The organism is Telluria sp. AIW5, from assembly GCF_056680575.1.
In genome coordinates this window covers 1,052,985-1,077,437 of sequence record NZ_CM155289.1, presented here as the reverse complement: position 1 = coordinate 1,077,437, position 24,453 = coordinate 1,052,985, and the positions used below count along the sequence as shown (strand labels likewise).

Here is a 24,453-nt window from a genome sequence, read left to right as displayed (position 1 = left end):
TTTCCTTGTTAGTGCACCAGCTGGTTGATCTCAATGATCGGCATCAAGACCGCCAGCACGATCAGGAGCACCACCAGGCCCATGGCCAGGATCAGCACCGGCTCGAGCAGGCCGGCAATGGTCAGCGTGCGGCGCTCGAGGTCGGCCTGCTGCGAATTGGCTGCCCGCTCCAGCATCGCCGGCAACTCGCCCGTGATCTCGCCGGCACGGATCATGTGCACCAGCATCGGCGGAAAGTGTTTTTGCACGGACAGCGCGCGCGCCAGGCTGATGCCTTCGCGCACGCTGGCGGTGGCCTGTTCGACCAGGTCGCGCATGGCCACGTTCGACAGCGTGTCGCGGCTGGTGTCGAGCGCGCGCAGGATCGGCACGCCCGAACCGGTGGTAATGGCCAGCGTGCTGGCAAAGCGCGCCGTGTTCAGGCTGCGCTCGAACTTACCGTACACGGGCGCGGTCAGGAGCCAGGTATGCCAGCGCAGTTTCAAGGCCGGATTTTGCAGCGCCCGGCGCCAGGCGAACCAGGCGGCGACCAGCGCCACCCCGAGCACGATGCCCCAGGCGCGCATGAAATTCGACACGCCCAGCATCATCACCGTGAGCAGCGGCAGCTTTTGCTTGGTGTTGGCAAACACCGACACGATCTGCGGCACCACATAGGTCAGCAGGAAAATGACGATGGCGAAGGCGACGACGGTGACGATGGCCGGGTACGTAAACGCCAGGCGCACCTTTTGCACCAGCGCGTTGCGGCGCTCGATATAGTCCGCTAAACGCGACAGCACGCGCGCCAGTTGGCCGATCTGTTCTCCCGACGACACCAGCCCGCGGAAAATCGGGTCGAAATCGCGCGGGTGGTGGGACAGCGCATCGGAAAACGCAATGCCGCCGATGACTTCCGAACGGATCGAGGCGATCAGGTCACGCAGGTAGGGTTTTTCGGCCTGCTCGAGCAGGGCAGTAAATGCCTGTTCGAGCGGCAGCCCCGCTTCCAGCAGGCTGGCGAGCTGACGCGTGAAGAGGGCGAGTTCCACCGTCGACAGGCGCTCGCCGAAGCCGCGCGACCGCGTGACGCCGCTGGCGTCGACCTGGGCCGTGATCGCTTCGACGCTCAGTGGCGTGAGGCCCTGCACGCGCAGGTCGGCGCGCGCCGCACGCGGACTGTCGGCATTGACCACGCCTTTTCTCGTGGCGCCGCCCGCATCGACGGCTTCGTAACGAAATGCCGGCACTTAGTTGATCCTCATTCGCTAGTCTTTCGTTACGCGGAGCAACTCGGCTTGCGTCGTGGTGCCGTCACGCAGCCAGCGCTCGCCGTCTTCGCGCATCGTGCGCATGCCGCTTTTCTGGGCCGCCACGCGGATCTCCGCTTCCGACGCCTGGTTGTGGATCTGGGCGCGGATTCCCTCGGTCGTTTCCAGCAATTCGTAGACGCCGACCCGGCCTTGGTAGCCGGTATGGCCGCAGCGCTCGCAGCCGACCGCATGCCAGTGCACGCCGTCGCTCTTCTTGCAGTGCGCGCAGAGCTTGCGCACCAGGCGCTGGGCCATGACGCCCAGCAAAGAAGACGATAACAGGAAGGGTTCGATCCCCATGTCGAGCAAACGCGTGACGGCCGCGGCGGCGTCGTTGGTGTGCAGCGTTGCCAGCACCAGGTGGCCGGTGAGCGAGGCCTGCACGGCGATCTGCGCCGTTTCCAGATCGCGGATCTCGCCGATCATGATCACGTCCGGATCCTGGCGCAGGATCGCGCGCAGGGCTTTCGCGAAGGTCATGTCGATGCGGGCATTGACCTGGGTCTGGCCGACGCCGTTCAGGTCGTACTCGATCGGGTCTTCCACCGTCATGATGTTGGTGGTCGAGGCGTTCAGGCGAGACAAGGCGGCGTACAGGGTCGTCGTTTTACCGGAACCGGTCGGGCCCGTAACCAACACGATGCCGTGCGGCTGGTTGATCAATTTGTCGAACTGCGGCAGCAGGTCCGGGCTCATGCCCAGGTGCGACAGGTCGAGCCGCCCGGCTTCCTTGTCAAGCAGACGCAGCACGGCGCGCTCGCCGTGGCCGGTCGGTAATGTAGAGACACGCACGTCGACCGGCTTGCCGCCCACGCGCAGCGTGATGCGGCCATCCTGCGGCAGGCGTTTTTCGGCGATGTCGAGCTGCGACATGATCTTGATACGCGAGATCAGCGAGGCGTGGATGCCCTTCCTTGGACGCACGATGTCGCGCAGGGCGCCATCGATGCGAAAACGTACGACCGATGTCTGCTCGAAAGGTTCGATGTGGATGTCGGAGGCGCCTTCGCGCAGCGATTGCGTAAGCAGCGCGTTGATCATGCGGATCACGGGTGCGTCGTCGGACGATTCAAGCAGGTCTTCGATCGCCGGCACGTCCTGCAGCAGGCGCGTGAGGTCGAGGTCGGCATCGAATTCGTCGGCGACCTGGTTGGCGTCGCCGCCGGCCGACGCATAGGCCGCTGCGATCGCATCGTCGAGCTCGCCACGCTCGAGGCGGCGCAGCAGGATGCGTCCGAAGCGGCGCGACACCTCGGCAATGGCGGCCGGCGGCGTATTGCTGGACACCAGCACTTCGACACTCTGGCCGGAATCGTCGCCGGTGCGCGCCAGGACCCCGTGGTCGCGGGCAAAGGCGTAAGGCAACAGGTTAGTCATGATCGGTTCACTTCTGATTCGGCGGCGTCACCGGGCGGAATTCGGGCACGGGCGCCTGATTCGGTGGGGTCGATGCCGGTGGGTTCGTGCCAGGGCCGGTGGCCGCGCCCGGACGGGCTGTCGGCGGAGCCGGCGGTGGCAGGGTTGCCATCGTACCGCCGGCCGGCGGCTGGCCATTGGTCAGCGGCGGCAATTCGTAGGCGCCCAGGTTGCGCATCAGGAGGGTATCGTCTTGCGGACGCGTGGTCGCGCCCAACGCACGCATGTATTCGTAGCGGTCGAGCGAGATGCTGTTGTTCTGCTCCTTGCTGCGCACCACGACCGGGCGCAGGAAGACCATCAGGTTGTTCTTGGTACGGGTGCGGCTGCGGTACTTGAACAGGTTGCCGAGGATCGGGATGTCGCCCAGGCCGCGCACTTTTTCTTCGCCATGGTCTTCGTTATCCGAAATCAGGCCGCCCAGCACGATGATCTGGCCGTCGTCGGCCAGCACATTGCTTTCGATCGCGCGCACCGTGGTCACGATGCCTTCCGGCCGGATCACCGAGGTGTCGATACCCGAATTCTCGTGGTAGATCGACAGCTTGATCACGCCGCCTTCCGAAATCTGCGGACGCACCTTCATCAACAGGCCGATGTCCTTGCGGTCCACCGTCTGGAAGGGGTTGTTCGCGCCGCTGCTGCCGGTCGTGAACGAACCCGTGATGATTGGAATGTTCTGTCCCACCTTGATCGTCGCCAGCTCGTTATCGAGCGTGATCATGTTCGGTGTCGACAAGATGTTGGCAGAACCCTCGTTTTCAAGTGCGCTGGCGACCGCCCCCAGGCCGAGCTGGCCGTTGATCTGCTTGAAGACGCCGAGCGTAAAGCCCGGCAGCGATGGCGCCGATGTCGCCGAACCGAGGCCGGCACTCGCTGCCGCCGCCAGGTTGATGATGTTGTTCGCCTTGCCGCTGTTGAAGGACTGGATGCCGCCGACGCGGTACTTGCTGGTGTCGCTGCCCGACAGGCCCAGCCACTGCACGCCGAATTCCGACGCCTTGTTCGAATTCATTTCCACCACCAGGGCTTCGATATACACCTGGGCGCGGCGCACGTCGAGCTGGTCGATGACGCCGCGCAGGTTGCGGTAGACCGCATCCGGCGCCGTGATGATCAGGCTGTTGGTGGAGGCATCGGCCTGGATGAAGCCGGAACCCTGGCCGCCGCCGGCGCCGCCGGTCGTGGCCTGGCTTTGCTGGCCGAAGGTGCCGCCGGTGCCGCCCGCGCCGATGCTGCCCTGCTGGCCCTGCTGGCCGCCGAGGCCGCCCGCGCCGCCCGCGCCCTGGGCGCCGGCCTGGATCGAGCCGCCCGACGTGCCCTGCTGCGTCACCGCCACCGCCGAGGCGTCCTGCGACACGACCGCGCGCAGGGTTTGCGCCACTTTGCTGGCGTCGGCGTTCTTCAGGTAGACGACGTGGATATTGCCCCTTTCGGTGGTCGCCTGGTCGAGCTTGGCGATCAGCGACTTGGCCAGGTTGGCGCGCGCCTGCGACGGCGCACGGACCACAACCGAGTTGGTGCGCGAATCGGCGAGGATGGTGACCCGGCCGGAGTCGCCGCCGGCGCTTGGCTCCATCAGGCGCGACACGAGCTGGGCGATATCGCTGGCGATGCCGTTGCGGATCGGCACCACGTCGAGGTCGGCCGCCACCGGCGCGTCGAGCGCGGCGATGATGCGCGACAGGCGGCGCAGGTTGTCGGCGTAGTCGGTAATGACCAGGCTGTTGTTGCCCGGGTTCGCCATGATCGAATTGTTCGGCGAGATCAGCGGCCGCAGCACGGCCGTGAGGTTGGCGGCCGATTCATACGACAGGTGGAAAATCTGGGTGGCGATCTGGTCGCCCTGCACGCGGCTGCCGCGCTTGCCCACCTGGGTTGGCGAAGATTGCAGCTTGGCTTCCGCTTCCGGCACCACCTTGGCGTAGCCTTCGCCGGTGGTGACCACGGCAAAGCCCTGCAGGCGCAGGGCGGACGTGAGCAAACCGAAAGCCTGGCTCTTGGTCAGGGACTTTTCCGACACCAGGGTCAGCGTGCCTTTCACGCGCGGGTCGATGATGAACGTCATTCCCGTGTAGTGGCCGACGGCCTTGATCACCGACTCGATATCGGCGTTCACGAAACTGAGGGCGGCGGAATTTTCCTGGCCCTGGCCTTGCGCAAAGGCCGGCGCCGGCGGCAAGGCGGCAGCGGCCGCGCAGCACAAGGCGACGCCTGCGGCAATGCGGCGCAGAATCGGGCGCACTGCAGGGAATTCGGGGGTGCTACGGAAGGATTTTTTCATTATCTGAACTCTAACGCGATTATGTTTTTACCGTTCACCATGCGGCGCTGGCCGAGGAGATTGAGCATATTGCCCAAGGTTTCCTCGTAGCCATCGGCGGCCGACGCCTGTCCCGAAAAGCGCAGGCGTCCATTCTGCAATGTTCCATTTCCCGACAACAGCAAGGCGCCACGCACCGTGCGCAACACCAGGTCGGCTTGCTGGCCGCGCCAGTCCATCACCATCTCGTAGCTGCCCAGCGGCTTGACTGGCGCCATGCGCGAACCCATGTCGCTCATCGACAGCGTCGTGCGTCCCGTCACCGCCACGCTGTTCGGCTGGCGCACCAGGTCGAGCCGGTTCCACGACAGCCGGATCACGCCCGAGGGCACCAGCGTGTTGAGCGGTGCACCGAGCCCGGCCAGCCCTTCCGCCGGCAACAGCAATTGTCCTTCGCTTACCTGCCACTGCGACCAGCTGCCCGCGACGTGCACCGGCCGGGCCAGCGCCTGCGGATTTTCCAGCTGCATGTCCACATGCCCGACCAGTACCAGCGGCGACATGCGCCAGGAAAAGCGCCCCGGCAACAGCGGTGTCACCGCCCCGCCTTCGCCCGGCGACCCGCCCACAAAAGCTGAACCGCTCCAGAGCGTACCCTGCGCATCCCCGAGAGTCAAACGACCGCCTGTCTGGCGTTCCACCATCGTGCCGAGCCAACTGGCCGGCAGGAAGGCGAACACGGTCAGCGCGGTCGCCAGGGCGACCACGACCAGCCAACCGAGCCCGCGCCTCATCGGGCGGCGGTCCCGGTATCCTGGCGCAGCGTCAGGTTGGCATCGACCTGTCCTGCCGGGTCCTGGGCGCTGAAGCTGCCTTCCTGGACGGCGATGCGGTTCTCGCGGCGCTGGGCGTCGAGCCAGGACACCAGGTTGGCGAACGAGACGCCGGTCACCTGCAAGCGCGCATATTCGCCCGTCAGCGTGAGCGAACCGGGCGTGATGCCGCGGGCGCTCAGGCTGGCCACCAGGCTCTCGCGCGTCATCGGCGTCACCGGCACCGGCGCCTGGCCGGCCAGCGCGCGCGCCTGGTCGGCCATGCTCGCGAGCTGGGCGGCCTGCTGGCGCAGCTCGGGCAGCGAACGCTGCAGCCGTGCGCGGCCCTCGACCGCCGGCGCGATCAGGCCCGTGTACACGAGCGCGAGCAGGACGACGCCGAAACCGGCGGCCAGATAGCGGCGTTCCTGCTCGCTGCGTGCGATCCAGTAGCCGGCAGCGCGTTCGCGCGCCCGGCCGTAGGTAGTGACCAGACTCATGGCTTGGCTCCCGTGCTGCGCACCAGCCAGTTATCCGGTGCGGCTGCTTCCAGTGAAAGACTGCGCGCGGACAAGGCCGTCTGCAGCTGGCGCAAGGAGGCGGGGTCGACCGTCTCCGGTTTGACCCGCACCCGCAGCGCGCGTTCCTTATATTCGATTGAGGTAATGCCGGGTGGGCGCGCCAATTCCCGGCTTGCGTCGCCGAGCGCGCCGGCCAGGTAGATGAATTCGTCGGCGCCGATCTGGCCGCTGCCGGCCTGGGCGCGGGCAATGCCCTGGCGCATCTGCGCGACCGGATCGACCATCGGCAGGTTCGGATACACCGAGCGGAAGGTTTGCGTCATCTGGGTGCGCACCGCTTGCGCCTCGCCGCGCAGGCGCAGCCATTCGATATTGATGCCGGCGAGATTCACGACCACGCCCAGTAAAGCCAGCGCGATCGCCACGCGCCAGCGGCGCCAGTCGGTCTGGCGCGCACCGGCGCTGCCCAGGCCCGGCACGAGGTCGAAGGCGGTGCTTTTTGCGCCTGCGATCCAGTGCGCCCAGTCGTCCGCTTCGAGCACCGTGCCGGGACCGGCTTCGGCCAGCAGCACGCCGTATTCGCCCAGCTGCTCGCGCGGTACGTACAAGGTCAATGGCGCGTCGCCCGCCAGCACGCGCGCCGTTTGCAGGGCGCTGGCCGGGTTGGCGTCGAGCGCGAGGCCGAGACCGCCAAACTGGCTTTGGCGCAGCAGCAATTCGGCACCGTTCAGGGCCGCGCTGACGCTGCCCGGCTGCAGGGGCAGGCACAATTGGGCCGGCAGGGCCGAGACCGCGCGCGCGCCCTGGGCCAGCAGGGTACGCACGAGCGGCTCGAGCCAGTCGCGCGCGACCACGGCGATCGGGCGCGTGCCATCCCCGCTGACCGGACCGGCTACCAGCACGCAATCGCCCGGATCGCCCAGGATGTGTTCTTCGACCAGGCCCGGCAGTGCGGCCTTCAGGCGCGCACCGGTCAGGGGCGGCATCTGCAGCGACAGCAGGTTGACGTCGGTGCCGGCCAGCAGCAGCACGACGCGGCGGCTGGCGGCGACGATATCGGTGAGATTGCGCAGCGCGCCCTCCCCCTGCTGCTCGATGGTGCCGCCGTCGCTGACGGCGGCAAAACGGCATGGCGCGCCTTCGCCTTCTGCGCGCGCCGGATGCCGGATATAAAGTGTAGTCAAACCGTCTCGCTTTCTTTTAGTTTTGACGAACCCAAACGACTTTGACGCCGCCGCCTATCGGATTGGCGCTACGCTGGATCAGCGCCTGCGCGTTTAGTGCCGCGCGGTCGAGGCGGATCCGGCTGTTCACGAGGAACCAATCGCTTTTGACGCTGACCGACTCGGCCACCGGCGTGTGCCCGGTGATATCGGTCTGGAAGTTGCCGATGTCGGCCCACGGTACGTTGCGCCGGCGTGCCAACAAAGCGTTCGCTTCCGACAGCGAAAAATTCGGGATGACTGCCGCCAGCACTTCGGCCGACGCCGTGTTGACGTTGATCGGCGTGCGTTCCGGCAGCACGATGACGTACGGACGCAGCTTTTCCAGCATTTCCGGCGTCATCCCGCGCACCGCCAATAAATCCTCGACTTCGAGGAATTTCATTGGCGTACCCAGCCCGGTGCGCGACACGGGAATCGTCGCGGTCTGCTCGACAACGGGCGTGCCGTCGCTGCCGGGTTCATCGGCTGCACCCGCCCCAATGGCCCCCGCCGCGGCGCCCGCGTCCGGATTGCCGGCATCGGCCGGATCACGTTCCTGGCCGCCCACTTCCTGGCCCGTGACCGGGTCGACCGTACCGGCCGGCACGATCACCGGCTGGCTGCCCGCGATCAGGTTGGCGGCGGTTTTCGCCAGCGCCGGATTGATCTGCAGGTTCGTCAGCAGGCGCTGGAAAATCGCCAGGTTGGCCGCGTCGATCTCCGTGCGGCTTCCGGTCGTGCTCGCCAGATTGCGCAGATTGTAACGCGCGGTGGCGTCCGTGATGCCGCCGGAAAGACTCGCATCGAAGACTTCGCCTTCGACCCGCTCCCGCTCAATGTACTGGTCGAGCCGTGTTTCCGCCAGCGGCGTGGCCCATACGTGCGTCAATGCGGTGTAGCGCGGATGGTCGTAGGCGTCCTGGCGCAGCACCAGCGTCGACCAGTCGAGCGCGCCGCGCAGGATCCAGCGCGTCTGCAGGTGCAGCCGCTGGTTTTCCATCGAGCGCACCTGCACCTGCTGCTGCCAGAACAGGCTGGCAACGATGGAAATGGCCAGCGTGGTGAGCAGCAAGGCGGTGATGACGGCGACGCCGCGCTGGCGCCGGGGGCTGCGGAAGCGCTGCACGATGCGGCCCATCAGGTGCTCCCCAGCAGGAAGTACTTGGTCAGCGGTTGTGGGAAATTGCGCGCCGCCAGCACGACCTGGAGGCCGGTGATCCCGTTCGGCACGACGCCGCCCTGGGCCGTCGCCTGCGGCTGCTTTTGCCAGGCATTGTTCTGCCACACGAGCACGCCCATCGACTGGACCCCGCCCTGCAGCGTCACCGGCGGCGTCGGGTCGGTATCGCTGAGCGAGGCCTTCCACAGCGCATCGAGCTCGACCAGGTCGCGGGTCGTGTTCGATTCGCGCCGTATCAGCTGGCCATTGACGAGGCGGTAGGCGATCACTTGCAGGCGCGCCGGCTCGTTTTCGTTGAATACGGTGCGCACCAGGGTCAGGCGGTTGTCGGCCTGTTCGAGGAAGGGACGGCGCCCGAGCAGGGTGGCGTCGGCCGCGTGTTCGCAATCGCTTTGCATCTGGGCAAACGCCAGCTGCATGCCGCGCGTCATTTCCATCTGGTCGGTCAGGGCCACGCGGGCGCGCACGATGCCGTCCAGGCCGCGCCAGCCGAGCACGGCGACCATGGCGAGAATGCCGATCGCGACCAATAATTCGACCAGGGTGAAGCCGCGTGCCGTCTTCATGAGGTCGGCCTCAAAACGAGTTGGACCAGCTTCAGGATACGCCGGTTCGGATTGTCCATGTCGACCACGGACACCTCGACGCGGCGCAGCTGCGGATTCGGGCTGACCAGCACTTCTTCCTGGCACATCAGGCGCAAATCTCCCTGGCCGCAGGCATAGCTGCGTTTGCCGACTTCGGGAAATTCCTTGCCGAGACGAATCTGGATGAGGCGGTTTTCGGCCGACCAGGTGGCCATCATCGAGGCGCGCAGGCTGGCGCCGTTCGAGGCCAGGCTGCCGATCGCGCGCAGGCCGGCGCCGAGCGCGGTGCCGACGATGACCAGGGCCACCAGCACTTCGAGCAGGGTAAAACCGGATGCTTGCTGGCGACGGGTCACTGCGGCTCCCCCGGTTCGACCACCGTGAAATGGCCGACGCCATCGGCGCGCACGCCGACACTGATATTGCCGCTGGCCAGCGTCAGCACGAAAGGCTTGTCGACCGGCTCGCGCCCGAAGGTCACGCGCATGGTCTCGCCGTTGCCGATGCCGGCCGCGGGCGGGTCGAGCAGCAGGCGCACGGGGGCATTCCGGAATGGCCGCTCGCGCAATAAATCGTCCTCGGTGACGGGCACCCAGCCGGTATCGTTGCGCACCAGGAAGCGGTAGCGCTCGGGCGTGGCTTCGAAGGCGACTTGGCGGTTGCGCACGATGGCTTCGTCGCGCGCCAGCTGCAGCAGCAAGGTCAGGCGCTTCGCTTCGTTCTCGAGATCCTGGCGCGGGCTGGGAATCGCGTTAAGCGAGACCATCCCGAGCGTGATGCCGATGATGACCATGACGACCAGAATTTCCACCAGGGTGAAGCCGGCGGCCCTGCGAGCGTGTGAAAAAATCCTCTTTCTTTCAACCACTCGGCGCGATGGCACGACGCCAGCCATGACCGGCCTTACTGCTGCCAGGAGCCGACGTCGGCGTCTTCGCCCTCGCCGTTAGGCTGGCCATCGGCGCCCAAGGAGAAGATGTCGACTTCGCCGTGCAAGCCCGGCGACAGGTACTGGTAGGAATTACCCCAAGGATCCTTCGGCAGTCGCTCGACATAGCCGCCTTCCTTCCAGCCATTCGCCGCGGGGCCCGAGGTCGGTTTCGTCGTCAGGGCTTGCAGGCCCTGCTCGGTGGTCGGGTAGCGCTGGTTGTCCAGTTTGTACATTTTCAGGGCTTGCATCAGGGTGGCGATGTCCGTCTTCGCCGCGACCACGCGCGACTCGCCGGTACGGCCCAGCAGTTTCGGCACGACCAGCGCGCCGAGGATGCCGATGATGACCACGACAACCATGATTTCAACGAGGGTGAAGCCGCGTGCGAGACGCTGGCCAACTGCGCGGTGCGAAACGATCTGCATAGTCAATCTTGGAAAGGTGGATCGGAACAAGCGAACAACGGACCTAGTATAAGGCCGAATGGAAGGAGCGGCCACTGGCGCCGGTGCGCCATTGTATTGCAGAGCAAACTGCGCTGCATTGTCAGCCGTGCGCGGGGCGCTCGCGGCAAACCGGACAGGCCGGATTGCGTGCCGCGCGGATTTCCGTCCACTCCATGGCGCGCCCGTCGAGCAGCAGCAGGCGCCCCGCGAGCGAGGTGCCGACGCCCAGGATCAGTTTCAGTGCCTCGGCCGCCTGCACCGCCCCGACGATGCCGACCAGCGGCGCAAAGACGCCCATCGTGCTGCAGGCAACATCTTCGAAGCCACTGTCTTCGGGAAAGACGCAGGCATAGCATGGGCAGTCGGCGCGCCGCATGTCGAACACGGACAATTGCCCGTCGAAACGAATCGCCGCACCGGCCACCAGCGGCACGCCGGCCGCGACGCAGGCGCGATTGACCGCATGGCGGGTGGCGAAATTGTCGCTGCAGTCGAGCACGACCGTTGCGGCCTGCACCAGCGCGCGCAGGCGCTCGCCGTCGGCGCGCTCGCACAGGGCCGTCACGTTCACATCGGGATTGATCGCCTGCAAGGCCACGCGGCCGGACTCGACTTTTGGCAGGCCGATGCGCTCGGTCGTGTGCATCACCTGGCGCTGCAGGTTGGTCAGGTCGACCGCGTCGTCGTCGACCAGGGTGAGGTGGCCGACGCCGCTGGCGGCCAGGTACATCGCCGCAGGCGAGCCGAGGCCACCGGCGCCGATGACGAGCACCTGCGATGCAAGCAGGCGCGCCTGGCCTTCGATGCCGATCTCGTCGAGCAGAATGTGGCGCGAGTAGCGCAGGAGCTGGGTGTCGTTCATGGAATAGACGAGGATGTCGACGTAGGTGGACGGCTCCACCCCGAACGTGGTGTGCATGCCTCACATGCGCCGTCCACGCGTTCAGCCCGTGCAAATGTCGACGCGAGGTTTCAAACGATGGCTGAACGCGTGGACGGCGCCACAGCCGCAGGCCATCTCGCACCTGGGTAGAGCCGTCCACCCTATTTTTTCAGCTCCGGCGGTTTCGTTTCGGTCCCCGGCAATTGCTTCGACTCCGCCGAGATCACTTCGACCGCTTCCTGCCTGGCGACTTTGACCGGCAAGCCCTTGAAATGGTTCAGCGCCTGGGTCAATTGAAAATCGTCCTTGCCGCCCAGTTCGAGCGGCTTGCGGTTTTTCAGCAGGGCCAGTGCGCGTTGCTTCTGTTCGGCGCTGTCGCGCGCATCCTTGGCGGCGGCGCCCGGCTTTTCGTTCTCGCCCGCCAGGTGGCGTTGCAGATCGACTTCGCGCACGCGCAGCGCGTTCAGGCCGTCTCCTTCGGCCGTTTCCTCGACCGCCGTATCCGGCACAATGCCGTTGGCCTGGATCGACCGGCCTTTCGGCGTGTAATAGCGCGCCGTGGTCAGTTTGATGGCGGTGTCGGCCGACAGGGGACGCAGCGTCTGTACCGAGCCTTTACCAAAGGTCTGGCTGCCCATCACGATGGCGCGCTTGTAGTCCTGCAGGGCACCGGCGACAATTTCCGAAGCCGATGCCGAGCCGCCATTGACCAGCACCACCATCGGCACGGTTTTCAGTGCAGCCGGCAGTTTCGCCAGGGGGTCGGCGCCGCGCGGCGCATAGAATTCGCGGCGGCCATAGTAACTCTGGTTCGAGTCGGCCAATTGGCCCTTGGTCGAGACGATCAGCTCTTCCTTCGGCAGGAAGGCGGTCGAGACGCCGATCGCGCCCGGCAGCAAGCCGCCCGGATCGTTGCGCAGGTCGAGGACCAGGCCCTTGATGTTCGGGTTGGCGGTGTACAGCGCCGCCGTCTTGGTCGCCAGTTCGTCGAGCGTGGCTTCCTGGAACTGGCTGATGCGCACCCACGCGTAATCGGGTTCGACCATTTTCGCCTTGACGCTCAGTACGCGGATTTCCTCGCGCGTGACCGGCACTACCCAGGGGCGATCGTCGCCGCGGCGGGCAATCGTCAGCGTTACTTTGCTGCCGGGCTTGCCGCGCATTTTCTTGATGGCGTCGTCGATCGACAGGCCCTTCACCGGCACATTGTCGATGCGGGTGATCAGGTCTCCGGCCTTGATGCCGGCGCGGTAGGCGGGCGAATCCTCGATCGGCGAGACGATTTTCACGTAGCCGTCTTCGGCGGCCACTTCGATGCCGACACCGACGAATTTGCCCTGCACGCTTTCGCGCATCTCGCGGTAGGCTTTCTGGTCGAGGTAGACCGAATGGGGGTCGAGCGAGGCGACCATGCCGCCGATTGCCTCGGACAACAGTTTCTTGTCCTCGACCGGCACCACGTAATCGCTTTTGATCAGGCCGAAGACATCCGCCAACTGGCGCAGTTCGTCCAGCGGCAGCGGGCTGCCTTCGCCCTTCTGCGCCCAGGCCGAGACCTGCACCGTCAGCGCCACGCCGGCCACGACACCGAGGCCGACCAGGCCCATGCTTTTCACTTTGTTGCCCATCGCTGCCCCTAGAATTTGACCCAGCTTGCCGGATCGAAGGCTTTACCCAGATGCCTGAGCTCAAAGTATAGCCCCGATTCCTCGTTACCACCGGTGTTGCCCGCGCTCGCAATCGGCTCGCCCGCGCGCACTGCATCGCCCAGGCGTTTTAGCAAGGTCTGGTTGTTGGCGTAGATCGATAAATAGTCTCCGCCGTGGTCGATGATGATCAGATTACCGAAGCCGCGCATCCAGCCCGAGTGCACCACGCGACCGACCGCGACCGAGCGTACCTCGGTGCCTTCCGGCGCCTTGATGAACATCCCTTTCCAGCTAGGACCATCGCCGCCGCGCTTGGCGCCGAAGCGCGCCGCGATCGTGCCGCTGACCGGCGAACTCAGGCGGCCCTTCATGGCGGCAAAGGCGCCGGCCGGGGCGGCGGGCGCGAGCGAGATATCCGGCGTGCGCTCGACCGGTTTCGTTTCCTGCGCCACCTTCGGCTCCTCCGGCTCCGGCGGCAAGGGTTTCGGCGCCGGTTTGCCGGCTTTCGCCGCTTCGCGCGCCAGGCGCTCGCGCTCGGCTTTCGCGGCCGCGCGTGCCAGCGCGCGGGCTTTCGCTGCGGCCTCGGCTTCCGCTTTCGCTTTCGCCCGCGCCGCCGCCAGGGCTTCCTGGCGGCGGCGCTCGGCCTCGGCCTGCTCGCGGATCAATTTCGTCAGCTGGTCGACCAGGCCGCTCATGCGCTGCTCGTCGCGTTGCAGGCTGTCCGCCTGCTTGCGCTGCACCACCAGTTTGCTCGACAGTTCGCCGAGCAAGGCGGCCCGTCTCGCCTTTTCCTTTTCCAGCACGGCTTTCTGGTCGCGCTGCTCTTCTGCAATTTCCTCGAGTTCGACTTTGGCGTTCTCGACCTTCTCGCGGTTTTGCTCGACCTGCGCCAGGTTCGCGTTCAGCGCAGCAAGTAACTTCGCCTGCGCCTGCGACACATAGGCCATCATTTGCAGATCGCGGTTGATGCGGTTCGGGTTATCTCCCGACAACAGCAGTTTGATGCGGTCTTCATTGCCTGCCACATAGTGCTCACGCAGCAGCGTCGACAATTGTTTCTTTTGACTAACAATTGTTTGTGCCAAGCGTTGCTGCTCGCTGGCGAGGTCTTGCAGGCGCACATTGGTTTCCAGGGTCTCCTGGTTGAGGTCGCGCAGTGCGCGATTCGCGTCCGAGATCGCCTCTTCCGACTCGGCCAGCGTATCGGCGACGTCGTCCTTTGCGCTCTCGGTACGGCTGATTTCTTTTTTCAGGGCCGTGAGCTTTTGCTGGATACCGGCGCGCTGGGCCTCCGCCGCCGCCTTCTGGCGGCTGCGCTCGGTGGGCTTGGCGGCCGCAACAAGCCCCGCCGCGGACAGGGCCAGCAAGCCGCACAGCAATGCGCTGGCGGCCGACTTCTTGATAGGGAAACGCAAGACTTACTTCGCCTTCCCTTGGTTCGCCACGGCCGCGGTCGCCGCGGCGATCGCTTCCTGGTCGCCCAGGTAGTAATGGCGGATCGGCTTCAGGTCGGCGTCGAGTTCGTACACCAGCGGCTGGCCATTCGGGATGTTCAGGCCGACGATATCGGTATCGCTGATGTTGTCCAGCATCTTGATCAGGGCGCGCAGGCTGTTGCCGTGGGCCGAAATCAGGATCTGCTTGCCGGCGCGGATCGCCGGGGCGATTTCCTCGTCCCAGACCGGCATCACGCGCGCCACGGTGTCCTTCAGGCATTCGGTCAGTGGAATTTGCTGCTTCGGCAAGCCGGCATAGCGCGGGTCGTTGAAGGAGGCGCGGTCGTCGGTTTCTTCGAGCGCCGGCGGCGGCGTGTCGTAGCTGCGGCGCCACACCAGCACCTGCGCGTCGCCGTACTTGGCGGCCGTTTCTCCCTTGTCCAGGCCCTGCAGGGCGCCATAGTGACGCTCGTTCAGGCGCCAGTCGTTCTTGATCGGCAGGTACATCTGGTCCATCTCGTCGAGCGCCAGCCACAGCGTGCGGATCGCGCGCTTCAGGACCGAGGTGTAGGCCAGGTCGAATGCAAAGCCGGCTTCGCGCAGCACGCGGCCCGCGGTTTTCGCTTCGTTGATGCCCTTCTCGGTCAGGTCGACGTCGACCCAGCCAGTAAAACGGTTGGCCAGGTTCCAGGTGGATTCGCCATGGCGCATGAATACGATTTTGTACATAAGCTCTTCTTTGCTATCTATTAGAAAACTTGCGAAGGCCCTCGCGGCAGTCGATCGAGGTCCAAAAAATATTCCTGTCCGGCTTCTATTTTATAATGGCCGGATTGCGTTCAACCATTGGAAGCCTTGTGAAATTCATCCTCGATAATATCTTCATCGTCGCGATTGCCGTTGTTTCTGGTGGCGCGCTGCTCTGGCCAGCCCTCACGCCGAAGGGCCGCCGCGCCACCGCGCTGCAAGTGACCCAGTTCATCAACCGCGGCAAGACCACGATTCTGGACGTGCGCAGCGCCGACGAATTTGCCGCCGGCCACGTGCGCGACGCGAAAAACATTCCGCTGGCAGACTTGGGCAATCGCATCGGCGAGCTGGAAAAGTCGAAAAGCCGTACCCTGGTCGTCGTCTGCCAGACCGGCGCCCGCTCCGACAAGGCCGTCCGCCAACTGAAAGCAGCCGGCTTCGAGGACGCGCTCAGCCTGGAAGGCGGCATGACGGCCTGGACGGCTGCCGGCCTGCCGACAGCCAAATAAGCAAGTAAATCAAGCCAGGAAGGAAGAACCATGAGTGCTCACGTTGTCCTCTATCACACCGCCAGCTGCCCATATTGCGTCCGCGCCGAGCGCCTGCTCGAAGCGAAGGGCGTGACCGAAATCGAGCGCATCCGCGTCGACCTCGACCCTGAACAGCGCCAGATCATGATGCAAAAGACCGGCCGCCGCACGGTGCCGCAAATCTATGTCGGCGAAACCCATGTCGGCGGCTTCGACGACCTGTACGCACTCGACCAGGCGGGGCGCCTGGATCCGCTGCTCAAGGGGGAGTAAGCAGGGCGGCAAGGAGTGCTGTGGCTGCATCAGGCGCTGCACCCTGGGCACGGATGCCCAGGCTACGCACAAGTGCCCAGGCTACAAATTGGGGCGGGGCGTGAAAAGGCGCCCCGCGGGAGTATTGTATCCAAATTGATTTTGATACAATTGCCGTTGCGTTTGACTCCAAGCCCATCGGGGACGGCGCCTTGCCGTTCCTTTTACTTCACAACGAAAGCGTTCCATGTCTGACGAAAACCTGCAACCAGTCTTCCAAATCCAACGCGTCTACCTGAAAGACATGTCGCTGGAACAACCAAACTCCCCAGCAATCTTCCTCGAGCAGGAAGCCCCGACCATCGAGGTCTCGCTGGATGTTGGCGCTGAAGCAATCGCCGAAGGCATCTATGAGTCGACCGTCACCATCACCGTGACCGCCAAGGTCAAGGACAAGGTCGCTTTCCTGGTCGAAGGCAAGCAAGGCGGCATCTTCGAGGCACGCAACATCCCTGCCGACCAGATGGACCCACTGCTGGGCATCGGCTGCCCCAACATCGTCTACCCTTACCTGCGCGCGAACATCGCCGACGTGATCACCCGTGCCGGCTTCCCGCCAGTGCACCTGGCCGAGATCAACTTCGAAGTGTTCTACCAGCAGCGCCGCCAGGCGATGGCTGAAGCCGCTGCAGCTGCGCCGGCGAACTAAGTTTGACGGATTGTTCGGCCGTTCCGGCATGCTGCCGGGCCGGCTGGAATTCCGTGATGGGCATCCTTGCCGCGCTTTTTTTCATAGAAGAGCACGGTGTGGATGCCCTTTCTGCCATTTTGGCGTCTGGTTTTGCCGAGCCCGCTGCCCTGCCATGATCCTTTCCCGCCTGTCTGCCACCGTGCTGCTGATGCTGGCCTGCGCGCACGCCTGTGCCGCCGACTTCCGCTCGGTCGGCGCGCCGTCCGTCGTGCTGTATGACGCACCCTCGGTCAAGGGCGGCAAGCGTTACATCGCGCCGCACGGCATGCCGGTCGAGATCCTTGCGCGCTATGGCGACTGGGTCAAGGTACGCGACGTCGATGGCGAATTCGCCTGGACTGAATCGAAAGGTTTGTCGGCACGGCGCAATGTCGTGGTGAGGGCGGTCCTGGCGAAAGTACGCGCCGCACCCGACGACAACGCGGCCATCCTGATGACGGCGGAAAAGGGCGTGCTGCTCGAATTGGTCGATCCGCAAGCCGGCGACTGGATCCGCGTGCGCCACCAGGACGGCATCGCCGGCTTCGTGCGCGCGTTGGACGTCTGGGGCATCTGAATCTAACCATGCAAGAAACGAAAAAAATGAACAAGATCACTGTTCTCGGCGCGGGTGCGTGGGGTACCGCCGTCGCCATCGCGGTGGCCGCGCGTCACGACGTGCTGCTGTGGGGCCGCAATGCCGCACAGATGGCCGCCACTGCGGCCGCACGCGAGAACACGACTTATTTACCCGGGCAGCCCTTGCCCGACGGCCTGCGCGTGACCGCCGATTTCGAGGCGGCACTGTCTCACGTGCTCGATGCCGGCGCCGATGAAGCGCCGCTCCTGATCGCGGCCTGTCCGGTGGCCGGGCTACGGCCACTGCTCGAGCAGTTGAAAGGCCGGGCCATTCCGAACGTCGTCTGGCTCTGCAAAGGGTTTGAGTACGGCACCGGCCTGCTGCCGCACCAGGTGGTGCGCGAAGTGCTGGGCGACGCGGTGCCCGGTGCGGCGCTGTCGGGCCCGTCGTTCGCGCAGGAAGTCGCGCGCGGCCTGCCTTGCGCGCTGGCGGTAGCCTCGACCTCGGCGCAATTGCGCGACAGCGTCGTCGCTACCGTCCACGGCGGCAACCTGCGCGTGTATGCCTGCGATGACGTCGTCGGCGTGGAAGTGGGCGGTGCGGTGAAAAACGTGCTGGCGATCGCGACCGGCACCGCGGACGGCCTCGGGCTCGGCCTGAATGCACGCGCCGCCTTGATCACGCGCGGGCTGGCCGAAATCACCCGCCTCGGTATGGCGCTCGGCGGCCAGGCCAGCACCTTCATGGGGCTGACCGGGATGGGCGATCTGATCCTGACCTGCACCGGGGATTTGTCACGCAACCGCCGCGTCGGCCTGGCGCTGGCGCAAGGCAAGCCCCTGGAGACGATCGTCGCGGAACTGGGTCACGTGGCCGAGGGCGTGCCGTGCTCGAAAGCGGTACGCGACCTGGCGGCCAAGCTCGGTGTCGACATGCCGATCACGAACGCGGTGGCGGCGGTGCTGTTCGACGGGTATGACGCGGCGGAGATGGCGAAGCAGTTGCTGGCGCGCGATCCGAGGAATGAGCTGGCGTAAAGAATCGGTGGGTGGGATAACCCACCCCGGCATCGAATTACCCGCCTTGCCCTCTTGCCGCGTTCGTCGGCCCGCCGGTCCGCACCGGCCCCAGCAAAATCGTCATGAGCACCACCGCATCCTGGTTGGCGCGGATCCCGTGCGGCTCGCCGCCAGCCAGGAACAGCATCTCGTTCGGACGCAGCACGACGCTGCGGCCGTGCGCGTCGATGGCGATTTCCCCTTCCAGGCACAGCAGGGTCACTTCACCCTCGACCCGGTGTTCCGGCATCGGCTTGTCCTTCGGGACGATCAGCCGGATGAGTTCCATGTGCTCGGTCTTCGCCAGCGCGATCGACGTGAAATTGGCGATGTCGTCTTCGCCGCGTTGCAAGGCGATCCGTTCGCCCGATGCTGCGTGTTGCAAGGCCATGTCGCCTCCTTTATTTATTCATCTTCATTGGTGTGCGGCACCCCGCGCAGCCAGGTCACCAGCGCAAAGGCATCCTCGAATCCACGCGCCAGCCGCGGCACCAGCTCGTCCGGATCGTTCACCTTGAGCGGCAGTTCCGTCCACACGAAAAAGCTTTTCAGCTTGATGTGTTCGATATGCGGGTGCGCCGGGTCGAAGCCTTTTGGCGGGCGCTGCAGTTTGTCTTCGTCGAGCAGGTCGCCATAGGTCGCGCGCAGGTGTTTATTCTTTAACATTTTTGCGAAACCTGTCGCATCGTTGACCACGTGCTGGCGGATTGCTTTCAGGCGCGCGGCTGGCGGCAGGTATTCGCCGGCGCCGATGCCCAGCGTCCCGTTGCCGTCGATCTGGAAATAATAGGTCGAGCCGCCGCCTTCGCTCGGCCGGCGCTTGTTGTTCGGCGTGATGCCGGCCGAGAAGCGGGTTTTATAGGGTGTCTTGTCGTTCGAAAAGCGGATGTCGCGGTTGATGCGGAACATTGCCTTCTTTGGATCGACACCGGCGATCAGGCGGTCGAAGGTCGACAGCTCGCGGATCAGTTCGGTGACGACCGCCAGAAACTCTTCGCGCAGGATGTCGTAGCGCGGTTTGTTCATGATGAACCAGGGACGGGTGTTGTTTTCGCTTAGCTCGCTAAGAAATTGCGTCAAGTCACGCAGATGCATGGAAAGTCCGGAAATAAAGTTACGGGGAGGGGCGTGGACGCTTGCCGACGGTGACGTCGACGGTCGACTCGCGGTTGCGGCGCATGAGTTTCAGTTTGGCCCTGGCGCCTGGCGCCAGCTGGGCGATCAGGTTCAGCATGTCGCCGGTATTCTTGACGCTCTTGCCTTCGACGGCGAGCAGGATGTCGCCGGGACGCACGCCGGCGCGGTCGGCCGGGCCGTTGCGCACGACGCCGGCGATGATGGCGCCGCTGCTGCGCCCGAGTCCAAAACTGTCGGCCAGCTCCGGCGTGATGTCCTGCGATTCGATGCCGATCCAGCCGCGCACCACTTGCCCATGCGCGATGATCGACTCGAGCACGGTGCGCGCAGTCGACACCGGAATGGCGAAGCCGATGCCGATCGAGCCGCCGGTCTGCGAATAAATTGCCGAATTAATGCCGAGCAGGTTGCCGTGCACATCGACCAGGGCGCCGCCCGAGTTGCCGAAGTTGATCGCGGCATCGGTCTGGATGAAATTTTCGAAGTGGTTGATGTGCAGGTTGTTCCGCCCCACGGCCGAGATAATGCCCATGGTCACGGTCTGGCCAACACCGAAGGGGTTGCCGATCGCCAGCACCACGTCGCCGACCCGGGCCTCATCCGGCTGGCCCAGCACCATCACCGGCAGGTTGCGCTCGCCGATGCGGATCACGGCCAGGTCCGTTTCCGGATCGGTGCCGACGACGCGCGCCGCCGCTTTACGACCATCGGCCAGGCCGACCTCGATCTGGTCGGCGCCCTCCACGACGTGGAAGTTGGTCAAAATATAGCCTTCGCCGCTGACGATCACGCCCGAACCCAGGCTCGACATCTGCTCCTCGGGTGGCATGCGGTCCCCGAAAAAGCGCCGGAAGAACGGGTCCTTCAAAATCGGATGGGCTTCGCGCGAGGCTTTGCTGGTAAGGATATTGACCACCGCGGGCATCGCGCGTCCGGCGGCGTCGCGGTAGCTGGCGGTCGGCGGGCTCGACTGCGCTTGCAACACGGGCACCTGGCGCGCACCGGCGCCGACCGGCACTTGCACCGACATTCTTCCGAGCCAGTCCGGGCGCAGGGCCGCGACGACGAAATACAGGGCGAGTGCGACCGTCACCACCTGGGCGAACAGCAGCCACAGCCGGCGCAGGGGCGAGGCGGGGCGGATGGTGACGATGTCGTCTTTCACTGTTTAAGGAGTGCGGCGCAGGGAGTCACGGATTTCACGCAGCAGCAGGACGTCTTCCGGCGTGGCCGGCGCAGCGGCCGCCTCGCTCGGGACGATGCGTTCGCGCATGCGGTTCATCAGGCGCACCATCTGGAAAATGATGAAGGCGAGGATGAGGAAGTTCAGCAGGATCGTCAGGAAATTGCCGTAAGCGATCACGGCACCGGCTTTTTTTGCTTCCGCCAGTGCGAGGGTGGTTCCCTGGTTATTCAGGGGTATATAGTAATTCGCAAAATCTAGGCCGCCGAACAATTTACCAATGGGCGGCATGATGACATCCTGGACCAGGGAATCGACGATGCGCCCAAAGGCACCGCCAATAATGACCCCGACCGCAAGGTCGACGACGTTGCCGCGCATCGCGAATTGCCTGAACTCATTCATCATCGACATCGTTTTCTCCACCGGGTTATCGAATTAGCCAAAGGGGATGATACCGCAAGCGCTTTTCATCGGTGCGCACCACGTTGACAGGCCCGGCGCCGCTTTTTTGCCAGGAACGCATGCCGCTGCCGTGACCGGGCACCCAGGGGCTTGAGTCCGCTCGTCACCTCTGCACGCCCCGTCCGGCGCGCCTGATTGCCCCTTTCGAGACACCCGGCGCCAAGCCCAAAGGGACGCGCATTCCACTGCCGCTGCACACTCAATATTTTTTCTCCAATAAAGATTGCCATTCACATATAATTTTGTGTTGCTGCAAGCTCTTAATTGATTCTCAAGTTTCGTAATTTCACGGAGTGGGGTTGGTATGAGTAATGAAAAGCAGGTCGATTCAGGCCGGCGCGGTTTGCTCGTTGCGACATGCGCGGCGGGCGGCGTCGTCGGTGTGGCCACGGCAGGTGCACTGGTCAGTACCTTCCAACCGTCCGAGCGGGCCAAGGCTGCCGGCGCTCCGGTCGAAGTGGATATCTCGGACGTCAAGCCCGGTGAAATGAAAGTCGTCGAATGGCGCGGCAAGCCGGTCTGGATCCTGCGCCGCACCCCGGAAATGATGGCCAGTATTCCCAAGAACAACGCCCTCGTCGCCGACCCGAACTCGGAAAAGATCTACCAGATCGACATGCCGGCCTACGCGAAAAACGAATTCCGTTCGCGTCCCGAGCACAAGGAAGTGCTGGTCACTGTCGGCATCTGCTCCCACCTGGGCTGCTCGCCCTCCTCCCGTTTTGCCGAAGGCGCGCAGCCGAACCTGCCGGACGACTGGCATGGCGGCTTCCTGTGCCCTTGCCACGGCTCGACCTTCGACCTGTCGGCACGCGTATTTAAAAACAAGCCGGCGCCGGCGAACATGGACATCCCGCCGTACATGTACCTGTCCGATAACAAGATCGTGATCGGCAAAGACGAGAAAGGCGAGGCATAACATGGGCGCCGCATTCAAGGAAACAAAACTGCCGGCCAACGCGCCGGCCGGCCACAAGGCACTGGCCTGGGTCGACGACCGCTTCCCGCTGTCGAAACTCTGGAACGACCAATGGGGCAAGTACTACGCCCCGAAAAACTTCAATATCTGGTACCTGTTCGGCTCGCTGGCGATGCTGATCCTGGTGCTGCAGATCGTGACCGGCATCTTCCTGACGATGCACTACAAGCCGGACGCCAACCTGGCCTTCGGTTCGGTCGAATACATCATGCGCGACGTACCCTGGGGCTGGCTGGTGCGCTACATGCACTCGACCGGCGCCTCGGCCTTCTTCATCGTCGTCTACCTCCATATGACCCGCGGCCTGCTCTACGGTTCCTACCGCAAGCCGCGCGAATTGATCTGGATCTTCGGTTTTGCGATCTTCCTGTGCCTGATGGCCGAAGCCTTCTTCGGCTACCTGCTGCCATGGGGGCAAATGTCGTACTGGGGCGCGCAGGTGATCGTCAACCTGTTCGGTGCGATTCCCGTGATCGGCCCGGACCTGTCGCTGTGGATCCGCGGCGATTACGTGGTGTCGGATGCGACCCTGAACCGCTTCTTCGCCTTCCACGTCATCGCCCTGCCGCTGGTGCTGCTGGGCCTGGTGGCGGCGCACCTGATCGCGCTGCACGAAGTCGGCTCGAACAATCCGGACGGCATCGAGGTCAAGGACCACATCGGTCCCGACGGTCATCCGCTGGACGCGATTCCGTCGCATCCCTACTACTCGACGAAAGACCTGTTCGGCGTGTCGATGTTCCTGCTGATTTTCTCGGCAGTCGTCTTCTTTGCCCCGGAAATGGGTGGCTACTTCCTCGAGTACAACAATTTCATTCCGGCCGATTCGATGAAGACGCCGCCGCATATCGCGCCGACCTGGTATTTCACGCCCTTCTATTCGGTGCTGCGCGCAACTACGGCCGATTTCATCTATGTGCTGATGGCGGCCGTCGTCCTGTATGTCGTGTTCATCTGGATCAAGTCGCGCCTGTCGTACAAAGCGAAGATCGCGACCGCCGTGATTGCACTGGTGCTGCTGGTCGGCATGCTGACGCTGGAAGCGAAATTCTGGGGCGTGGTGCTGTTCGGCTCCTCGGTCGTGATCATCGGCCTGCTGCCATGGCTGGACCACTCGCCGGTGCGCTCGATCCGCTACCGTCCTAACTGGCACATGTGGCTGTACGTGCTGTTCGGCATCGCCTTCGTCGCACTGGGCTACCTCGGCACCCAGGCGCCGACGCCGGCCTACACGCTCATTTCGCAGGTGTGCACCTTGTTGTACTTCAGCTTCTTCCTCCTGATGCCGTGGTGGAGCGCCGCCGGCCGGTTCAAGCCGGTGCCGACGCGCGTGACCTTCCACCCGCATTGATCGCAGGACTCAGCCAAGGACAACCATGAACTTCACGAAGAAACTGATTGCGGTCCTGGCCCTGGCGCCGGGACTGGTATTCGCCAACGAAGGCGGCTTCCCGCTCGACCGCGCACCGGAACGCAGCGACATGGCGTCGCTGCAAAACGGCGCCAAGCTGTTCGTCAACTATTGCCTGAATTGCCATTCGGCCTCGGCCATGCGCTACAATCGCCTGCGCGATCTGGGGCTCTCCGAGGAGCAGATCAAGAACAACCTGTTGTTCTCTGCCGACAAAGTAGGCGAACTGATGAAGACGGCAATGCGCCCGGAAGATGCGAAGGCGTGGTTCGGCGCGGTGCCGCCAGATTTGTCGGTGATCGCGCGCGCAAAATCGTCGGCGGCGGGCAGCGGCGCCGACTATCTGTACACCTATTTGCGCACCTTCTACAAGGACGACGGCCGTCCGACAGGATGGAATAACATGGTGGTGCCGAACGTGGCGATGCCGCATGTGATGTGGCAGCTGCAGGGCGTACGTACCCCGAAGATGGTCGAAGAGACCGATCCTCACGACGAGAGCAAGAAGATCCACAAGTTCGCCGGTTGGGAGCAGGTGGCGCCGGGATCGATGTCGGCCACCGACTTCGACACCGCGACGGCCGACCTGGTTTCCTACCTCAGCTGGATGGCTGAGCCAGCGCAAGGAACGCGCAAGAAACTTGGTGTTATCGTGCTGATTTTCCTGTCACTATTTGCTTTCCTGGCCTGGCGACTCAACGCGTCTTACTGGAAAGATCTGAAGTAATTCGTTTTCATTGCCCGCTTGGCTATAATA

27 protein-coding genes are annotated in these 24,453 nt (G+C 64.4%); 8 read left to right on the top strand and 19 right to left on the bottom strand.

Features of this window, described 5'->3' with window-relative positions; translation table 11 throughout:
- Window positions 1-8: 8 nt before the first annotated feature.
- The 15 genes from gspF to gpmA all read right to left on the bottom strand — a co-directional run bounded on the left by gspF (window position 9) and on the right by gpmA (window position 15,350).
- On the bottom strand, window positions 9-1,229 hold the full coding sequence (gene gspF, locus AC1MEM_RS04800; protein WP_499475674.1) for a type II secretion system inner membrane protein GspF: 1,221 nt from the start codon (window positions 1,227-1,229) through the stop codon (window positions 9-11).
- An 18-nt stretch (window positions 1,230-1,247) separates the two neighbouring features.
- On the bottom strand, window positions 1,248-2,669 hold the full coding sequence (gspE, locus tag AC1MEM_RS04795; RefSeq protein WP_499475673.1) for a type II secretion system ATPase GspE: 1,422 nt from the start codon (window positions 2,667-2,669) through the stop codon (window positions 1,248-1,250).
- 7 nt (window positions 2,670-2,676) lie between these two features.
- Window positions 2,677-4,992, bottom strand: a complete 2,316-nt coding sequence (gene gspD / locus AC1MEM_RS04790) for a type II secretion system secretin GspD (protein ID WP_499475672.1) — start codon at window positions 4,990-4,992, stop codon at window positions 2,677-2,679.
- A complete protein-coding gene (gspN, locus tag AC1MEM_RS04785) occupies window positions 4,992-5,765 on the bottom strand; it encodes a type II secretion system protein N (protein ID WP_499475670.1) in 774 nt (257 codons plus the stop codon). The genes gspD and gspN overlap by 1 nt, the downstream gene beginning before the upstream one ends.
- Window positions 5,762-6,283, bottom strand: a complete 522-nt coding sequence (locus AC1MEM_RS04780) for a type II secretion system protein M (RefSeq protein ID WP_499475669.1) — start codon at window positions 6,281-6,283, stop codon at window positions 5,762-5,764. Before AC1MEM_RS04780 ends, gspN begins: the two co-directional genes overlap by 4 nt.
- Entirely contained in the window at window positions 6,280-7,488 is a 1,209-nt protein-coding gene (gene gspL / locus AC1MEM_RS04775) for a type II secretion system protein GspL (protein WP_499475668.1), read from the bottom strand. Before gspL ends, AC1MEM_RS04780 begins: the two co-directional genes overlap by 4 nt.
- Window positions 7,489-7,504: 16 nt before the next feature.
- Entirely contained in the window at window positions 7,505-8,647 is a 1,143-nt protein-coding gene (gene gspK, locus AC1MEM_RS04770) for a type II secretion system minor pseudopilin GspK (RefSeq protein WP_499475667.1), read from the bottom strand.
- Complete coding sequence (locus AC1MEM_RS04765; protein WP_499475665.1) at window positions 8,647-9,255, bottom strand: PulJ/GspJ family protein; 609 nt, start codon at window positions 9,253-9,255, stop codon at window positions 8,647-8,649. The genes gspK and AC1MEM_RS04765 overlap by 1 nt, the downstream gene beginning before the upstream one ends.
- The gene (gene gspI / locus AC1MEM_RS04760) at window positions 9,252-9,632 is read right to left on the bottom strand and encodes a type II secretion system minor pseudopilin GspI (RefSeq protein WP_499475664.1); all 381 of its coding nucleotides are present in this window, start codon (window positions 9,630-9,632) and stop codon (window positions 9,252-9,254) included. Before gspI ends, AC1MEM_RS04765 begins: the two co-directional genes overlap by 4 nt.
- Window positions 9,629-10,171, bottom strand: coding sequence for a GspH/FimT family pseudopilin (locus tag AC1MEM_RS04755; RefSeq protein WP_499475662.1), 543 nt, complete (start codon window positions 10,169-10,171; stop codon window positions 9,629-9,631). Before AC1MEM_RS04755 ends, gspI begins: the two co-directional genes overlap by 4 nt.
- Window positions 10,172-10,179: 8 nt before the next feature.
- On the bottom strand, window positions 10,180-10,632 hold the full coding sequence (gene gspG, locus AC1MEM_RS04750; protein ID WP_499475660.1) for a type II secretion system major pseudopilin GspG: 453 nt from the start codon (window positions 10,630-10,632) through the stop codon (window positions 10,180-10,182).
- A gap of 121 nt (window positions 10,633-10,753) precedes the next feature.
- Window positions 10,754-11,515 (bottom strand): HesA/MoeB/ThiF family protein, encoded by a 762-nt coding sequence (locus tag AC1MEM_RS04745; RefSeq protein ID WP_499477566.1) that lies wholly within the window; start codon window positions 11,513-11,515, stop codon window positions 10,754-10,756.
- A gap of 182 nt (window positions 11,516-11,697) precedes the next feature.
- A complete protein-coding gene (locus tag AC1MEM_RS04740; protein ID WP_499475659.1) occupies window positions 11,698-13,164 on the bottom strand; it encodes a S41 family peptidase in 1,467 nt (488 codons plus the stop codon).
- Between the two features lie 8 nt (window positions 13,165-13,172).
- A complete protein-coding gene (locus tag AC1MEM_RS04735) occupies window positions 13,173-14,600 on the bottom strand; it encodes a murein hydrolase activator EnvC family protein (RefSeq protein WP_499475657.1) in 1,428 nt (475 codons plus the stop codon).
- 3 nt (window positions 14,601-14,603) lie between these two features.
- Window positions 14,604-15,350, bottom strand: coding sequence for a 2,3-diphosphoglycerate-dependent phosphoglycerate mutase (gene gpmA, locus AC1MEM_RS04730; RefSeq protein WP_499475656.1), 747 nt, complete (start codon window positions 15,348-15,350; stop codon window positions 14,604-14,606).
- Between the two features lie 128 nt (window positions 15,351-15,478).
- Here gpmA and AC1MEM_RS04725 point away from each other — a divergent pair, with 128 nt between their 5' ends.
- From AC1MEM_RS04725 to AC1MEM_RS04705, 5 genes are all read left to right on the top strand, one after another.
- Window positions 15,479-15,880, top strand: coding sequence for a rhodanese-like domain-containing protein (locus AC1MEM_RS04725; RefSeq protein ID WP_499475655.1), 402 nt, complete (start codon window positions 15,479-15,481; stop codon window positions 15,878-15,880).
- A 30-nt stretch (window positions 15,881-15,910) separates the two neighbouring features.
- On the top strand, window positions 15,911-16,174 hold the full coding sequence (gene grxC, locus AC1MEM_RS04720; protein WP_056342617.1) for a glutaredoxin 3: 264 nt from the start codon (window positions 15,911-15,913) through the stop codon (window positions 16,172-16,174).
- Window positions 16,175-16,400: 226 nt separating this feature from the next.
- Window positions 16,401-16,862 carry a protein-export chaperone SecB gene (gene secB, locus AC1MEM_RS04715; RefSeq protein ID WP_193688000.1) on the top strand — a complete coding sequence of 154 codons (462 nt, stop codon included), beginning with the start codon at window positions 16,401-16,403 and terminating at the stop codon, window positions 16,860-16,862.
- Window positions 16,863-17,016: 154 nt separating this feature from the next.
- On the top strand, window positions 17,017-17,460 hold the full coding sequence (locus AC1MEM_RS04710) for an SH3 domain-containing protein (protein ID WP_499475654.1): 444 nt from the start codon (window positions 17,017-17,019) through the stop codon (window positions 17,458-17,460).
- Window positions 17,461-17,486: 26 nt separating this feature from the next.
- Window positions 17,487-18,500 carry an NAD(P)H-dependent glycerol-3-phosphate dehydrogenase gene (locus AC1MEM_RS04705; protein ID WP_499475653.1) on the top strand — a complete coding sequence of 338 codons (1,014 nt, stop codon included), beginning with the start codon at window positions 17,487-17,489 and terminating at the stop codon, window positions 18,498-18,500.
- 37 nt (window positions 18,501-18,537) lie between these two features.
- On the opposite strand, the gene AC1MEM_RS04700 is transcribed toward AC1MEM_RS04705, so the two are convergent.
- The 4 genes from AC1MEM_RS04700 to mscL are packed head-to-tail and all read right to left on the bottom strand — an operon-like array spanning window position 18,538 to window position 21,255.
- Window positions 18,538-18,912, bottom strand: a complete 375-nt coding sequence (locus AC1MEM_RS04700; RefSeq protein ID WP_499475652.1) for a cupin domain-containing protein — start codon at window positions 18,910-18,912, stop codon at window positions 18,538-18,540.
- A gap of 14 nt (window positions 18,913-18,926) precedes the next feature.
- On the bottom strand, window positions 18,927-19,616 hold the full coding sequence (locus AC1MEM_RS04695; RefSeq protein WP_499475650.1) for a DUF2461 domain-containing protein: 690 nt from the start codon (window positions 19,614-19,616) through the stop codon (window positions 18,927-18,929).
- Window positions 19,617-19,635: 19 nt separating this feature from the next.
- Window positions 19,636-20,784 carry a trypsin-like peptidase domain-containing protein gene (locus AC1MEM_RS04690; RefSeq protein WP_499477565.1) on the bottom strand — a complete coding sequence of 383 codons (1,149 nt, stop codon included), beginning with the start codon at window positions 20,782-20,784 and terminating at the stop codon, window positions 19,636-19,638.
- Window positions 20,785-20,826: 42 nt separating this feature from the next.
- Window positions 20,827-21,255, bottom strand: a complete 429-nt coding sequence (gene mscL / locus AC1MEM_RS04685; protein WP_499475648.1) for a large conductance mechanosensitive channel protein MscL — start codon at window positions 21,253-21,255, stop codon at window positions 20,827-20,829.
- A gap of 355 nt (window positions 21,256-21,610) precedes the next feature.
- On the opposite strand from mscL, the gene petA reads away from it, so the two are divergent.
- Genes petA through AC1MEM_RS04670 form a run of 3 tightly spaced genes read left to right on the top strand, consistent with a single transcriptional unit; the run spans window position 21,611 to window position 24,423 of the window.
- Window positions 21,611-22,225: a ubiquinol-cytochrome c reductase iron-sulfur subunit gene (gene petA, locus AC1MEM_RS04680; protein WP_499475647.1), complete on the top strand. Its 615-nt coding sequence runs from the start codon at window positions 21,611-21,613 to the stop codon at window positions 22,223-22,225.
- A gap of 1 nt (window position 22,226) precedes the next feature.
- Window positions 22,227-23,636 (top strand): cytochrome b, encoded by a 1,410-nt coding sequence (locus AC1MEM_RS04675; protein ID WP_499475646.1) that lies wholly within the window; start codon window positions 22,227-22,229, stop codon window positions 23,634-23,636.
- 25 nt (window positions 23,637-23,661) lie between these two features.
- Entirely contained in the window at window positions 23,662-24,423 is a 762-nt protein-coding gene (locus AC1MEM_RS04670; protein WP_499475645.1) for a cytochrome c1, read from the top strand.
- Window positions 24,424-24,453: the final 30 nt, after the last annotated feature.